Source organism: Alteromonas sp. S167, from assembly GCF_036864375.1.
Lineage (GTDB): Bacteria > Pseudomonadota > Gammaproteobacteria > Enterobacterales > Alteromonadaceae > Alteromonas.
The window spans coordinates 291,812-306,383 of the sequence record NZ_JAZETR010000003.1 but is presented as its reverse complement, the minus strand read 5'-3'; the positions used below and the strand labels follow the sequence as shown (position 1 = coordinate 306,383).

Here is a 14,572-nt window from a genome sequence, read left to right as displayed (position 1 = left end):
GGTTAGTCTTTTGGCGAGTCTGCGTCGCTGGCTTTTTCGTCCCTTTTGCTGTCGCTTTTGTCTTCGCCATTGTCCTCTTGTGAAGGCGTTCTGTTGTCGCCAAGGAAGAACTCGTAGTACAAGTCTAGGGCAAACTCAGACTGATCTTCTAACGTGGTTTGGATGGCCTCAAGATACAGACTAGGAAGTAGTTTGTACTTTAATGCAAGGTCAGGCGGCAACTGTCTTCGTCTTAACGTAGCGTTGGCATCATTGTTACTTAAACCCACATCTACATTGTACTCTACTGATAAGCGGTCATTTATCTGCCCCGTTACAGACAAGCGGTTTTCATTAGTACTTAAGCTGAAATCGTCTATCCCGAGCGCACTGCCCACTTGTCCGGTGAGGGTTTTCGTATTTGATAAACCAAAACCTAACAGAAGCGCTGCGTAGTTGGGGTCTTGGGTTCCTGAGTTTGGTCCACTGCCGGTTAATAAGTACGACAGTACGCCCTGCTGATCCATTGCTGGCTCAGAAAACAGGTTAATACTTGGTGCATCGGCAGCGCCGTCAATTCGAATACCAGCAATAACGTTATCGTCGGTCTTCGCTGGGTCTCTAATGGCTTCTACAAGCAAAAGAGGTTGGTCAATAGGCCCGTTAAACTGCACTTCACCGGTTTGAATGATTAGCTGCTGACCGTATGCGTTATAGCGACCATTAAGTATTTGCAGGTCTCCAAACCCTACTAATGCTGGCTGCGTGTTCACACGAATTCCGCCATGTAAGCTTGCTGTAAGTCCAAAGGCCTCAAGCTTCACTTCTTGTGTTTTCGCTTTATCGATATTCACCATTACAGAGGCATGTACAATATCAAGGGGCTCTTCTCTGTCTGGCTCACCACGAAGGTGTACATCTTTAGATGGCGAAACGGCGCTTTCGGGTAAGCTTTCTATTTCAATGCGTGCCCAAGGAATATTTACATCCCCTTTCACATCTACGCGCTCTTTGGTTGCTGCGATTTCGATATTTGGTGACACTTTCAAGCGAACATTAGGCTGACGTACTTCAAACGCATTACCTTTTAGCGAGAAGTTGGCGCTAGGCGTTGAAGACCAGTCAATATCACCGGTTAGCTCACCTTTTCCTCCACCCAGTACAAACGTGCCATCAAGCTTTGCTGTTTGCTGGTTTAACACTATCGACTGGTTCCAGTCAGCAAGTGTAACCGGCGTATCTTGTATATCTATGGCGCCGTTAGAAATAGTCATCTCGCCGGTAAGCGCAGGTTCGCTTACCGTTCCTGCTAAAACAATTTCACCATTTAGCACACCTGTTAGCGTTCTTATTGCGGGCGAAAGTGGCTTTAAAGGCGCGACATCTAGCTGCTGCAAGGTAAGTGTACCTTCAAGAGGCTTTTTATCTTCAAACGGGCGAGTGGCAATGGTTAATGTGGCATCACCTATTTCTTTACTGGAAATAAGCGACGTTGCTTCAAGCTTTCCTTGTTTAATTTTGCCCGAGGTTTCAACAGAATTGATAGTAAGCGTTAGCGGTCGTTCCTCGCCAAGCTGCCATGGGGCTGGGCTAAGCGAGGCGGTAAACGTAGCATCGATAGGGTCGTTGGGCGCGTATTGCCCTTGGGTTTTTATCGTTAAAGTCGCATCTGATGGTGCAGATACAATATGCGGCACCAGCTCATTAGCCCATAGTCCAACGGGCAGTACGTTGGCACTGATATCCCATTTCGCGCGATTGTCTTGGTAGTTAACATTGGAAACGCAAAGCTCGCCTTCTTTTCGCGATGTCCAACAATGCTGGCCTATTTTGGCTGTTACAGGTTCAGTACCAATATTCACCGAAAATGCATTAGAGAGTGTCCAATACATGTTAGCCAGCTTCAACGTAGTATTACTTATTTGACCGTTCCAGTGATTGTTGGCCCATGCTCCCGTTAGGTCTGTTTTTAAGGTGTGCTCGGGTAGGCGTAAATCCAAAGAAGCCGTGTGATCGGTGTATTCACCTGCGAAATTAACACTGCCGTTTATTGCGCCTTGTTGTGCGGCCTCCGGCGAAAGCGCTGCGCTTATTAAAACATTTGTTAAATCTATTTCGCCCTTTGCTGAAGGGTTCTGCCATGGGCCAACCGCCTTTACATTGCCTTTTATCTTTCCGGAAACGTCAGGAAATAGGCTTTCAATTTGGGCTACATCAATGTTGATGTCGGCGTTTAGATGGCGTTTATTCAGCACTTGCGCAATGGCCTTTATGGCATTTGTGTCTTGCTTTATGCTGACGTTGGTTACAATCAAATCGCTTGGACCAGAATATACAGCATTGCCTTTCACATCTATGCGCTTGTTTTGAAGGTCGCCCGATACATTTAAGTCTCGCAAGCTGATATGCAGCCCATTTTGCCGCGAGTATTGCAATATGCTTTCTACATCACCGTTTACATTAGATGGCGCGTATTTACTAAAGCGTTTTGCTGATACATTCGTAAGCGTTGTTTTTCCTTCCCATGCTATGGCATCGTTAAGATAAAGCGTGCCGCTGTTTTTTAGGCTTCCTTCTAACGCTTGTACATTGGCTTCATTCACAAAAATATTGTTCTTTTTCAGTACCACATCTAAAGACACAGGTACTTTGCCAATGTCAGCAAGTGTTGCCGCACCGTTGCCTTTAAGAACGTAGTCGCCCATTACGCCATCTAGCGTAAGCGCGCCTTCATGTAGTGTTGCGTCTGCCATTAAAGGAATAGCCTGCTCGTTCCAGCTAGCTGAAAATTCAATAGGTAATGTGTCGTCTAAGATATTTGTGGATAGAGACGAGTTAGCAGTAACTGCACCTTCAGCGACAATGTTTACTGCAAGATCATCCAACGCACCTTTTGCATTTACATTTAGCTTTTGTGGCTGCGTGTCTAACTGAGTTTGTGCAGTTAATTTCGCCGTTAGCGGATAGTTGTTGGTTAAGTTCGCCGAAAAACGCCCCTGAACTGAACCTTGTTCATGAACGATTTTGATATCATCAACGCCAACATCTGTTTCTTTGAAGTGCGCATCGGTTAAAGCAATAACGTCCAGCTGCTCTGTTGTACTGCCTTGGCTAAACGAAAAACCTTCTATTAAGAATGTACCGATAGAAAGCGGAATTGGCGTAGCGATACTTTGCAACGTTGGTGCAGTGTATTGAAGTGAGTATGATGCGGGAAGCCCGGTATTAGGTGTTTTCGGCGAAGGCGCTGGTGAAGCAGGTTCTTCGCTCGTTTGTGGCAAAGTAACTGCTATGTTCTGTGCCGCGAAGGTTTCTAGTTCAATGGCGTCATCTGCTTCAAAATCGTATAGCTCAAGCGCTTTTACGCTGATGCTTACGGCCAATAGACTGACGTCAATATTATTCAGTGCCAGCGCTTCTACCTCTACAGGTAAAGGCATGGTAAACGTGGCATCTGTGGTGTCTTCTTGTATGGCTTCTGGTGTCTCGGCAACTTGTTTTATTGAAGCGTCATCCACAGACAGTTCGTTTACACAAACCCGTGGTTCGAAAAAGCAGCGCCAGGTTAGATCGGCATAAATAGTGCCCACTGAAACCTGCCATTGGGCGTCTTTCCAAGAAAGCCCAGTAATTTCAAGTGCATCAGCAAAGCTGCCGTCGATGCGCTCTATGTGTAAAGGTTTGACAAACGTATTCGCCAATACTTTTACTGTAGGGCCGCCTAGCGGGCTAATAAGCAGTGCGTAAAGGGCAACAACAATAAAAACAGGCGATAATAGCAGTGCTGAAATAGTACGTTTTTTCATAGCTCAGGCCCCAACATAATATGCAGTTGCCACGTTTTTTCCTCTGGTGCAAAACCTCTAGCAATATAAAATCGAACCGGTCCTATTGGCGAAATCCAATGAATGCCGGGTCCAATACTGTAGGTAAACTTGGAGCTTATATCGTTAGTGGCAGTACCTACATCCACAAAAGCGGCTGCACGCCAGTTATCAGCGAAACGGTAGGCATACTCCACGCTTGAGGTTGCCAAATATTTACCACCGATAGAGTCAATAATTGGCTCGCCTGTTTCTGGGTCAATCACTTCTGCAGTGGGGGAAATTTCCCTAAAATCGAAGCCTCTCACACTTCTATCACCACCCGCATAAAAACGCAGTGATGTAGGTACTTCGTCGAATCGATTGGTATCTATAGCGCCCAACTCACCGCGAATCGAAATTCGATGAACGTTATTAAAGGTTCTGATAATCATTGCCTCAGCCACTATTTTGGCAAAGTCGATATCTGATCCCACACCTTCGCGACCAATTTGTGATAGAAGCTGTAAATAACTGCCGTTGTCGATGTTCAACTCGCTGTCTTTTTTGCGATATGAAATGGAATAACCCGGTAAAACAAGCGATGTGGTATTGGTACTTAAATCGCCTTGGTCGTAGGTTTCGCGCAAGTAGGTAATAGAGCCATCGTGTTGCCACGGCGAGTTATTGTCTTGCCAGTAACGGTGTACCGCCAGCGATAGCGTTTCACTTTCAAAAGAGGTGTTACTGTATTCAATAAATTGGTAACCCGCTTCAATACTGGCATAGTCGCTAGTGATATTTTTCATTGGAATACGGTAGTCTGCCGTCACCGATTGCTCGGGAGACGATATGAAAATATCAGACGAAATAGAGTGACCTCGACTATTTACCCAAGGCCGTTCCCAGCCAAGCCTAATACGCGGTCCCGTGTCGGTTGCAGCACCAATTGCGGTGTTAAAAGAATCTGTAGGACGATGGAGCAAGGACACTTCAATAGGCACCAGTAAGCCGTCTGCTTCACTCACAACAGGGCGCGCAATTACACGGGTAAAGTAACCCGATTGGTTAAGGCTTCGGTTAAAATCGGCGAGCGCGGCAGAAGAGTATGCATCACCAGTTTTAAAGGGCTTTAATCGTTCAATAATGGCGCGGGCTTTGTCTTCTCCCACAAACGTTAATTCGCCAAACTGATATTGAGGGCCGCTTTGTGCAATAAGCAGTATGTTCGCTTGCTTCTCTTCTCTTACTAAATCTAGGCGTGTTACTTGCCAAAAATAGTCAAAGTAACCGTTTGAGAGCGCGTAATTAAACATGGAAGACTTAAACGCTTCATAAATGCGTTGATTAAGCACATCGCCTTGCTTTAGCTTGAAAGCGTTAAACCGTTCTCGAAATGCCTTGTCCTCTCGGCCTGCACCGATAATTTCTCGCGTTACTTTGTTTACGGTTAGCGGTGTATTTAAAACCACGTTTACTATCACTTTGCCGTCGGTGACGTTAACCGTAGTGTCGCTATTGTAATAGCCGAACGGTTGCACTGCGGTGGCTACGGTAGCGCCCACTTCATCTTGCCAGTAAGGGTCGGTTAATAAAGACGTTTCAACGTTTAGACTTGCCAAGTGAATGCGAATATTGTTGTGCAGTACGTCTTGTTCAACGCCTTCAATTTGATAGGTTATATCACTTTCAGCAAAACTTGGTGAAACTGCAAAACCGCACCCCAAAAGCATGAAAAAAAGATACACGCCACCCGTCAATACCGATTTCATTGCGAAGCGATATCCTCGTTGTATAAACAACAGAAAATAAAATGGGAGAACGGCAATGCCATTGCAGTCTGACGGCATGAAAAGACTAAATCCTTAAGGTATTGCAAGTAGGTGAAATCCATGTTGTGACTATGGTTAATCATACCACAACCGTTATTTGTAATTGTGTCGTTCGATGAGAGATCAGTTTTTTGCGTTCATTCTACCGCTTTGGGGATGAAACGTTCAAATTTTGGACTTTAACCGCTTCGCTTGTATACTACGCGCAGATGTACGAGGCGCAACCTAGCCCTAAGTTCCCTCGGTAAATAAAAAATGACAAGAAACAAGGATTGTTATGCATTTTAGACTCTCTCTCGCCACTTTACTGTTGGCTGTCTTCACGTTAGTGCTATCTAGCGATGCCGTTGGAAATCAATCAAAAAACACGTCAGATTATGAGGCGTTTAGTGCACTTCCTACTTATTGGACACCAGCGCTATCGCCGAATGGCGACAAAATTGCATTTGTACAAAATACCACGGGCGATAACGCTATTGCTATGCTGGCCACCTACGATCTTATTGAAGGTAAAAAGCACTTTCTTTTACAGTCTGACAACGAGCGCGTGAAAATTCGCTGGTATAAGTGGGTGAATAACGAGCGTTTAGTAGTCAGTGCACGCTATGAGACTAGAAGAGGCACAACTAAAGTGCACGACACCCGTTTGTTAAGTATTAAATACGACGGCAGTGGTAAAGGTGCGTTCAACCTTGTTAATTGGGAGCGCATAAAACAACGCGCAGGAAATCCCCGACATATTCCTCAGTTTCATGACGACGTGATTGATTGGCTCCCAAACGATCCTGATCACATTTTAATAGCGCTTGATGCTGAAGTGTTGGGCTTGCCATCGGTGTACAAAGTTAACGTAAATACCGGTAGCGTGTCGCGACTTGAGCGCGGCAAAAAGAAAATTAGAGACTGGATTACGGACAGACAACACAATGTTCGCGTTGGTGTATCACTAGATTTTGAAAGTGGTGAACGCAAAGTGTTCCTTAAAGAGGGGGACGACTGGCGAACGCTGTTTGAATACAACGCCATGACTGAAAAAGGCGCCTATCCACTTGGGTTCGCAAAAGATCCTAATATCTTGTATTACCGTGGCTATAAGGGCGATTACAAGGCGCTGTTTACGCTTAATGTGGCGACAAATGAACATACCGAAGTGTTCTCTGATGAGGGCTATGACGTAGATGGAAGCCTTATTTATTCCCCAGTTACTAACGATGCAATAGGTATTAGACACGACGGCCGTCACTATTGGGACGAGCGCTATGTTGGGTTGCAAAATGGTATAAATAAAGGTTTACCTGATTATCAGAACACCTTGGTAAGCTTTAGTGATGATGAGCAAACCTATTTGGTGTATTCAGAGTCAGATGTGTTACCAGGCATTTACCTAATTGGTAATCGCGAGAAAGGCTCGCTTGATTTTCTGTTTCAACAATATCCGCTAATAGATTCTGCTTCGCTGTCTGAACATGAACTTATTGAGTTTGAAGCAAGAGACGGCATGAAAATTGAAGCCTACCTCACACTACCAAAAGGCGACGGCCCATTCCCTACCATTATCCATCCTCATGGCGGCCCTGGAGCACGAGACTTCAGTGGTTTTGATTATTGGACTGCTTATTTTACTTATAAAGGTTATGCCGTTTTACGCCCCAATTTTAGAGGTTCACGCGGTTATGGATACAGCTTTGCACAAAGCCAAATGAAAGGCTGGGGCCTTGCTATGCAAGATGATATTACCGATGCGGCGAAATACATGGTTGAGAAAGGCCACGCAGAGCAAGGCAACATGTGCATAGTGGGTGCAAGCTATGGCGGATACGCAGCGTTAATGGCAACGGTAAAAACACCGGACTTGTTTCAGTGTGCGGTAAGCTTTGCCGGTGTCAGCTCGTTAAAACATATCGTTATGCATTCACGTAAGTTCTTGAATAATGAATTTGTTGAAAATCAAATAGGTGACGACTTTGACGACCTTGAAGCTCGCTCGCCGTATTACAACGTTGAAGGTATTAAAACCCCTATTTTGCTTGTTCATGGTGAAGAAGATCGCGTTGTAAGACCGCTGCACAGCAGATATATGGCTGACGAATTAGAAGATTATGATAAAACTTTCACGTATGTAGAGCTGGAAAGTGGCGACCACTCACTGTCGATTCAGCGAAACAGACACCGATTCTTTGCCGAAATGGATGCCTTTTTAAGTAAGTACTTGAAGCGTAAACATGCAGAGCATGAAGTTGCAAACAGCAACGACAAGCTTGAAGCACAAAGCGAATAAGTAAACCGTTAAAGCCGTCATTTTTCACGACAGTTACGGTGATTGTTGGCGGCTTTTTAATCACAGCTAGGTTATACTTGTCACTCTTAAAGCGCGAGATATCGCGCTTTTTTATTACCTAACTTTTATTCACATTCGAGATTTTATGCCGCAGTCACCCACCCGCGTATCTGAAGATACTGCTGTTGTAACTAAGCCCGTGCTAGGGTTATTTGAATTTGTTGCGTTAATGGCGACTATGACATCCCTTGTTGCGTTAAGTATCGATGCTATGCTGCCGGCACTTATTCAAATAGGTGATGCGCTAAATGTGGCTAACCCCAGTGAAACTCACTTAATCGTTACGGTGTTTTTTGTTGGAATGGCCTTTGGACAGATGTTCTTTGGACCGTTTAGTGACAGTCGTGGTCGCAGATTAACCATTCTTGTTGGCTTGTGTATCTTTGCCCTTGGTACGTTCGTGTGCATGATGGCCACAAATTTAGAAACCATGCTGATAGGTCGCATTATTCAAGCTTTTGGCGTATCGGGGCCCCGTATAGCGTCTATGGCTATCATTCGTGATCTATACGTTGGTGACGCTATGGCACGAGTGATGTCGTTTATTATGATGGTATTTATTCTAGTGCCTATGCTTGCGCCTATTATTGGGCAAACAGTGATGGATTTATTCTCGTGGTTCCATATCTTCACGTTATTTTTAGTGGTAGCCACTATGTCGGGAATTTGGTTTTTCTCTCGTCAAGCTGAAACCTTACCAAAAGCTAAGCGACGCGCCTTCTCGTGGGAAGCGTTTTTCGCTTCTTCAAAGTTTATTCTTACGCACCCCGCAGTAATGGGCTACACCTTTGCAATGGGTTGTATTTTCGGTGCTTTCCTTGCCTACTTAAGTGCTTCGCAAACCATTTTTTCGGTGTATTACGACATGGCAGAATGGTTCCCCTACATTTTTGCCATACTAGCGTTCTCCATCGGTTTGGCGTCTTATTTTAATGGCAAAATGGTAATGCGCTTTGGCATGCGAAAACTGTGTCGCTTTGCATTAAAAGGCGTGAACATCTTTGCATTGGTATATGTAGGCTTACTTTACGCTTATGACGGTTTGCCACCCATCGCGCTTACCGTTTCGGTAATGTTTATCGGCTTTTTCTTTGTGGGCATTCTGTTTGGTAACTTAAATGCTATGGCCATGCAGCCACTTGGTGATATGGCGGGTCTTGGTGCCGCTATTATCGGGTCTTTTTCGAGCTTGTTTTCTGTGCCTATAGCGCTTTTTGTAGATAGTTTTTTGTCAGGTACGTTAATGCCAATTGGCTTGGGCTTTTTGGTGTTCTTTGGTTTGGCGTATGTATCGGTACGCTACGCTGAAAAGGTTCGCGATAGCGAAGGGTAGCAGGCATAAAAAAGCCCGACCAAAATGGTCGGGCAAAAGGGCTTAGTTAAGCACCTAACGACAGAAACTGTCTTGACTACACTACTATTGCCTTCATGTCAGTCATATAGCCACGTAAGGTTTGACCTACCGATTCCACACCGTGTGAGCGAATAGCGTTATTTACTTCAACAAGGCGTTTGTTTTCTACTTGGTTAGAAGTAGCAGGCAAACCTTTACCAATAACACTGGTGTCGATGGTAGGCATAAATTTCTCACGCAAAATCGGAATTGCTGCATTAGCAAATAAGTAGTTTCCGTATTCTGCAGTATCAGAAATTACAACGTTCATTTCATATAAACGCTTACGTGCAATTGTATTAGAAATAAGCGGTGTTTCGTGTAGCGATTCGTAATAGGCAGACTCCGGAAGAATGCCAGCTTCAACCATTACGTCGAAGGCTACTTCTACACCGCACTTGATCATGGCAACTAACAAAATGCCGTGGTCAAAGAATTCTTGTTCGCTAATCTCACCTTCATAAGCAGGTGCATTTTCAAACGCGGTTTCACCGGTTTCTTCACGCCACTTAAGTAGGTTTGCATCGCCGTTGGCCCAGTCTTCCATCATAGTGCGAGAAAACTCACCGCTGATGATGTCGTCTTGGTGCTTTTCAAATAGCGGACGCAATAAATCAGTTAACTGTTCAGAAAGCTCGAAGGCTTTTAGCTTTGCAGGGTTAGACAGACGATCCATCATATTGGTTACGCCACCAATTTTAAGTGCTTCGGTAATAGCTTCTAAGCCGTACTGAATAAGTGCACCTGCATAGCCTGGATCAATGCCGTCATCTACCATTTTTTCAAAGGCAAGTACCGCTGCAACCTGCTGCATACCACAAAGAATGGTTTGCTCACCCATTAGGTCAGATTTAACTTCAGCAACAAACGAAGATTCCAATACGCCTGCACGGTCGCCACCTGTAGCACTAGCTAGCGCTTTAGCCTGATCCCAACCTTTGCCTTCTGGGTCGTTTTCTGGGTGCACAGCAATAAGTGTTGGAACACCAAAGCCACGCTTATATTCTTCACGTACTTCAGAGCCTGGGCTCTTTGGTGCGCACATAATAACCGTGATATCGCTACGGATTTGTTGACCTTCTTCGACAATATTGAAACCGTGTGAATAGCTAAGCGTTGCGCCCTCTTTCATTAGTGGCATCACCGCTTCTACTACGCTTGCATGCTGCTTATCGGGTGTAAGGTTGTAAACAACATCTGCATCAGGAATAAGCTCCTGGTAAGTACCCACGGTAAAACCATTGCTGCTAGCGCGTTTAAAAGAGTCCCGTTGTTCATCGATGGCAGCCTGACGCAGCGCATAAGAAACATCTAACCCTGAGTCTCGCATATTTAAGCCTTGATTAAGGCCTTGCGCACCGCAGCCAACAACGACAATTTTTTTGCCTTTTAAGCTCTGACAACCGTCAGCAAATTCTTCGCGTGCCATAAAACGGCAGCGGCCTAGCTGATCTAACTGCTGGCGAAGTGATAGGGTGTTGAAATAATTAGCCATAAAAATTTCCGAACAACATTCATTTTTGTCAATACCAACGTCAACCGTGACGCTGATAGACCTCGTCTATGACGACTTGGTATTGAGACTAAAAGATTTCTTTTGTTTTGGAAAATGATATATTTGCAAGATAATATTGCAAAAAGTGAAATGTTATGGACTTTCGAAGCCTTCAGCTGTTTAACCACTTAGCCACTAGCTTGCACTTTGGTGTTACCGCTGAGGCCATGTATGTATCGCCCTCTACGCTTAGCCGAGTTATTCAACGCCTTGAAGACGAGTTAGGCTGTACATTGTTTAAGCGTGACAATCGCAAGGTTGCGCTAACCCACAGCGGGCACAAGCTGTTGGCTTTTTCTAAGCAGGTATTAAAAGACTGGCAGCAGCTTAAAATTGACCTCAAAGAAGACAACGACGCGCTTCAGGGGGAACTTAGCGTGTTTTGCTCTGTAACCGCTAGCCAAAGCCACTTACCCGCCATGCTTCGTCAATTTAGGCAACAACATCCTGGTGTTGATATTCGTCTAATTACCGGCGACCCTGCTTTAGCCATTGAAAAAGTGAAAGGTAAACAGTGCGACTTATCTATTGCTATTTACACACCGGATATGCCAACCGATTTACATTTCACTGCGCTTGATAACGTACCCTTGGTGCTTATTGCCCCTAAAGCGTGGCGTCTTACTCAGTTGAGTCAGTTAGATTGGACAAAGCACCAAGTTATTATGCCTGAAACCGGCCCTACACGACGTACCGCATATCATTGGTTTGCTGAACACAGTATTCGCCCTAACGTGTATGCCTATGTGGGAGGGAACGAAGCTATTGTTAGCATGGTAGCCCTAGAATGTGGGGTAGGCTTTGTGCCTAAGGTGGTGCTTGATCACTCCAGTATGGCCAATGCGGTTACGCAAATTCAGGTAGACGACATCGAGCCTTACGCACTTGGGCTATGCTGTTTGCAAGACAAGCAAAACGAGCCTCTTATCAATGCGTTTATGGAGCTTAATGCTATTTAGCGTTCAAGCACTAGCTTCGTTGTAGCGGCTTAGTTGCCTAGTTGTCCAATTGCTTAAGTACCAAATTACTCAGCTACTTAACTGCTTTATAAGATTGTCCAGCGCTCTATAGCCTAAGGCCTCGGCCAGATGTGCGCGGCTCACTGCATTCTGGTGTTGTAAATCAGCAATGGTACGAGCCACTTTTAACGTGCGATGAAATACGCGCATAGAAAGGTTTAGCTGTTTTGCTGCCGCTTGCAAGAACTGCAAATCAGCCGCTGAAAGCTTGCAAATATCGGCCAGTTCACCCGCGTGCAATGCGCCGTTCGGTTTACCCTGACGCATTAGTTGTGTGTGTCGAGCAGCTGCAATGGCTTTTTTCGTTTCAAACAACGTGTCGTCAGGTTTATTGGCGCGTTCTGGTAAATCATAATCGGGTAAACGTGGCACCTCTACTTGAATATCAATTCTGTCGAGAAGCGGCCCTGATAGCCGGTTTAAATAATTAAGCTGCTGCTGAGGTGTTAGCCTGTTATCGTCTATGTCTCCCGTTGGGCTTGGGTTCATGGCAGCCACCAACTGAAAGTTGGCAGGGTAAGTGGCGCTACCCGATGCTCGAGATAAATGCACATCGCCAGTTTCTAGTGGCTCTCGTAACACGTCTAAGGCTTTACGGCCAAATTCCGGTAATTCATCTAAAAACAAAATGCCGTTATGTGCCAGAGATATTTCACCGGGCACAGGGTGTGAGCCCCCGCCAGTTAACGCCACTGCCGAGCTTGTATGATGCGGCGAGCGCAAATGACGTTTTAAAAATTGTTCTGCGAAAAGGCGCTCGCCTTTTACTGAATGAATGGCGGCCACTTCAAGTGCTTCTTCTTCAGTCATGTCTGGTAATAGTGAAAGCATTCGGCTTGCTAACAGGCTTTTACCCGTGCCCGGCGGGCCTACCATTAACAGATTATGCGACCCCGTGGCTGCAATCATAAGCGCGCGTTTGGCCTGCTCTTGGCCAATAATATCGTCCCAGCCGGAAGGTGTATCGGTACTTCCAACAGAAGAAAAGGGCTGACCTTTCGCTAATTTCTTATTACCCGCCAAGTGTTCGTAAACTGAGAGTAAGTCGAAGGCGGGATAGCGGGTGGCGTGAGAGACTAGCGCGGCTTCTATGTCATTGTCGCCAGGATATACAAGCGGCATATCTTCATTCGCTGCGGCCATCACAACAGGTATTAGCCCATTAACTGGTTTTATTTCGCCATTAAGGCCAAGTTCGCCCACCAACGCGATATTAAGTAGGCTAGTATCGTTAATGTAGCCCGATGCGGCCAATATTCCCACGGCGATAGGAAGGTCGAATCGCCCGCCGAATTTGGGTATGTCGGCAGGTGCCAAATTTACAGTAATGCGCTTAGCTGGAAAGTCAAAACCGCTGTTTATAAGCGCACTGCGTACGCGCTCTCTGGCTTCTTTTACGCTGGTTTCTGCCATACCTACCAACTGAAACGCCGGTAGACCATTGGCAAGATGGATTTCTACCCGTATTTCTGGTGCAGAAACACCCTGCCCCGCAAAGGTTTTAACCACCGCCATGCCCATAATATTCGTCGCCTTATTTACGTAACTCTGCTGTGAAATTGCAGTTTAAAAACAGGCACTATAAAGACAAAAGCGGGCCATTTTTACTGTACAAGAGACGAGATTTTTTCAATAAAACGGTTTCTCTTTGATACGGTTAAACACGCCCTAGTGATTGTCGTTGTAAAAAACGGGCAACTGCCAATGCCAACGCATTGCACCAAGGCGCAGTAATACTGTGGTTACCAATGCTGCAATACCGCACCATTGGGTTGCAAGCTCTAACTGTAAGCCAACGCCATACACCACACCCCCTGCAATACACGTCATAGCGTACAGTTCGCCGTTTAATACCAAAGGTACTTCACGGCAAATAACATCGCGCAGTAAACCGCCAAACACCCCTGTTATCGTACCCATTGCGACAGCCACCGCCATGCCCGTTTCGTAAGATAATGCTTTTTCTATTCCTACTACATTAAACAGTGCAAGCCCAAAAGCATCGGCAATCAGCAAGTAGTGGTAAGGAAAACGGGGGCTTACACGTAGCCATATAATTGGGATAAAAGCAGCAATCAACGTGGTGTATAAGTAATCGGTGTCCGCTATCCAAAATACGGGCACGTCAAGCATCACATCGCGTAAGGTTCCTCCACCAATAGCCGTTGCACTAGCAAGCACCACTACGCCAAAACCGTCCATGCGTTTTTGGTACGCCATTAAGGTGCCCGATATTGCACATACCGCTACACCCGCAAGGTTAAGCCAGTGAAACCAATCAAACATATCTACAACCTTTGTTTGTTAATTGAGTAGGTGCTGTTAAACAACCTGTATTTATTTCATAAAAAAGCACATTAAATAAGCGCACTGAAGCGTGATTAAAGCCAACACTTGCTATGCAAAATACTTGATCATCCGCTGCGTTTCATGCTATTTCTTTGCCCATTATCAACTCGTAGCCGTTATGAATAATCACTACGAGTTGAAAGTAGAGGTTAAGCCATAGCCTTATACGAACAACATTTCATTTTTTCCGAAGGGCATCTATTGTGTGCTTTGGACGTCAATATGTATCTTAAAAACAAGGTGCTAGCGTAAAGCTACGCAATTTGTTGCCTTTATTCTAGACGACTGAAGACGCTTTGCTATA

The 14,572-nt window shown here is 45.3% G+C and carries 8 protein-coding genes; 3 read left to right on the top strand and 5 right to left on the bottom strand.

The window, feature by feature from the left end:
• Window positions 1–2: 2 nt before the first annotated feature.
• Both V7R35_RS07295 and V7R35_RS07290 read right to left on the bottom strand, forming a co-directional pair.
• On the bottom strand, window positions 3–3,785 hold the full coding sequence (locus V7R35_RS07295) for a translocation/assembly module TamB domain-containing protein (protein ID WP_334014071.1): 3,783 nt from the start codon (window positions 3,783–3,785) through the stop codon (window positions 3–5).
• Window positions 3,782–5,632, bottom strand: a complete 1,851-nt coding sequence (locus V7R35_RS07290) for an autotransporter assembly complex protein TamA (protein WP_334014070.1) — start codon at window positions 5,630–5,632, stop codon at window positions 3,782–3,784. The genes V7R35_RS07295 and V7R35_RS07290 overlap by 4 nt, the downstream gene beginning before the upstream one ends.
• Window positions 5,633–5,891: 259 nt before the next feature.
• Between V7R35_RS07290 and V7R35_RS07285 the strand changes: the two genes are divergently transcribed.
• The gene (locus V7R35_RS07285) at window positions 5,892–7,892 is read left to right on the top strand and encodes an alpha/beta hydrolase family protein (protein WP_334014069.1); all 2,001 of its coding nucleotides are present in this window, start codon (window positions 5,892–5,894) and stop codon (window positions 7,890–7,892) included.
• Between the two features lie 145 nt (window positions 7,893–8,037).
• Entirely contained in the window at window positions 8,038–9,285 is a 1,248-nt protein-coding gene (locus V7R35_RS07280; protein ID WP_334014068.1) for a multidrug effflux MFS transporter, read from the top strand.
• Window positions 9,286–9,361: 76 nt separating this feature from the next.
• Here V7R35_RS07280 and ilvC read toward each other — a convergent pair whose 3' ends face one another.
• Window positions 9,362–10,840, bottom strand: coding sequence for a ketol-acid reductoisomerase (ilvC, locus tag V7R35_RS07275; protein WP_334014067.1), 1,479 nt, complete (start codon window positions 10,838–10,840; stop codon window positions 9,362–9,364).
• Window positions 10,841–10,995: 155 nt separating this feature from the next.
• On the opposite strand from ilvC, the gene ilvY reads away from it, so the two are divergent.
• Entirely contained in the window at window positions 10,996–11,859 is an 864-nt protein-coding gene (ilvY, locus tag V7R35_RS07270) for an HTH-type transcriptional activator IlvY (RefSeq protein WP_334014066.1), read from the top strand.
• 69 nt (window positions 11,860–11,928) lie between these two features.
• On the opposite strand, the gene V7R35_RS07265 is transcribed toward ilvY, so the two are convergent.
• Both V7R35_RS07265 and V7R35_RS07260 read right to left on the bottom strand, forming a co-directional pair.
• A complete protein-coding gene (locus V7R35_RS07265) occupies window positions 11,929–13,440 on the bottom strand; it encodes a YifB family Mg chelatase-like AAA ATPase (protein WP_334014065.1) in 1,512 nt (503 codons plus the stop codon).
• 147 nt (window positions 13,441–13,587) lie between these two features.
• A complete protein-coding gene (locus V7R35_RS07260; protein ID WP_334014064.1) occupies window positions 13,588–14,205 on the bottom strand; it encodes a trimeric intracellular cation channel family protein in 618 nt (205 codons plus the stop codon).
• Window positions 14,206–14,572: the final 367 nt, after the last annotated feature.

Bases quoted from the DNA above. Each gene is read 5' to 3' on its own strand.
- V7R35_RS07295 (WP_334014071.1), bottom strand. From the start codon at position 3,785: ATGAAAAAACGTACTATTTCAGCACTGCTATTATCGCCTGTTTTTATT.
- V7R35_RS07290 (WP_334014070.1), bottom strand. From the start codon at position 5,632: ATGCCGTCAGACTGCAATGGCATTGCCGTTCTCCCATTTTATTTTCTG.
- V7R35_RS07285 (WP_334014069.1), top strand. From the start codon at position 5,892: ATGCATTTTAGACTCTCTCTCGCCACTTTACTGTTGGCTGTCTTCACG.
- V7R35_RS07280 (WP_334014068.1), top strand. From the start codon at position 8,038: ATGCCGCAGTCACCCACCCGCGTATCTGAAGATACTGCTGTTGTAACT.
- ilvC (WP_334014067.1), bottom strand. From the start codon at position 10,840: ATGGCTAATTATTTCAACACCCTATCACTTCGCCAGCAGTTAGATCAG.
- ilvY (WP_334014066.1), top strand. From the start codon at position 10,996: ATGGACTTTCGAAGCCTTCAGCTGTTTAACCACTTAGCCACTAGCTTG.
- V7R35_RS07265 (WP_334014065.1), bottom strand. From the start codon at position 13,440: ATGGGCATGGCGGTGGTTAAAACCTTTGCGGGGCAGGGTGTTTCTGCA.
- V7R35_RS07260 (WP_334014064.1), bottom strand. From the start codon at position 14,205: ATGTTTGATTGGTTTCACTGGCTTAACCTTGCGGGTGTAGCGGTATGT.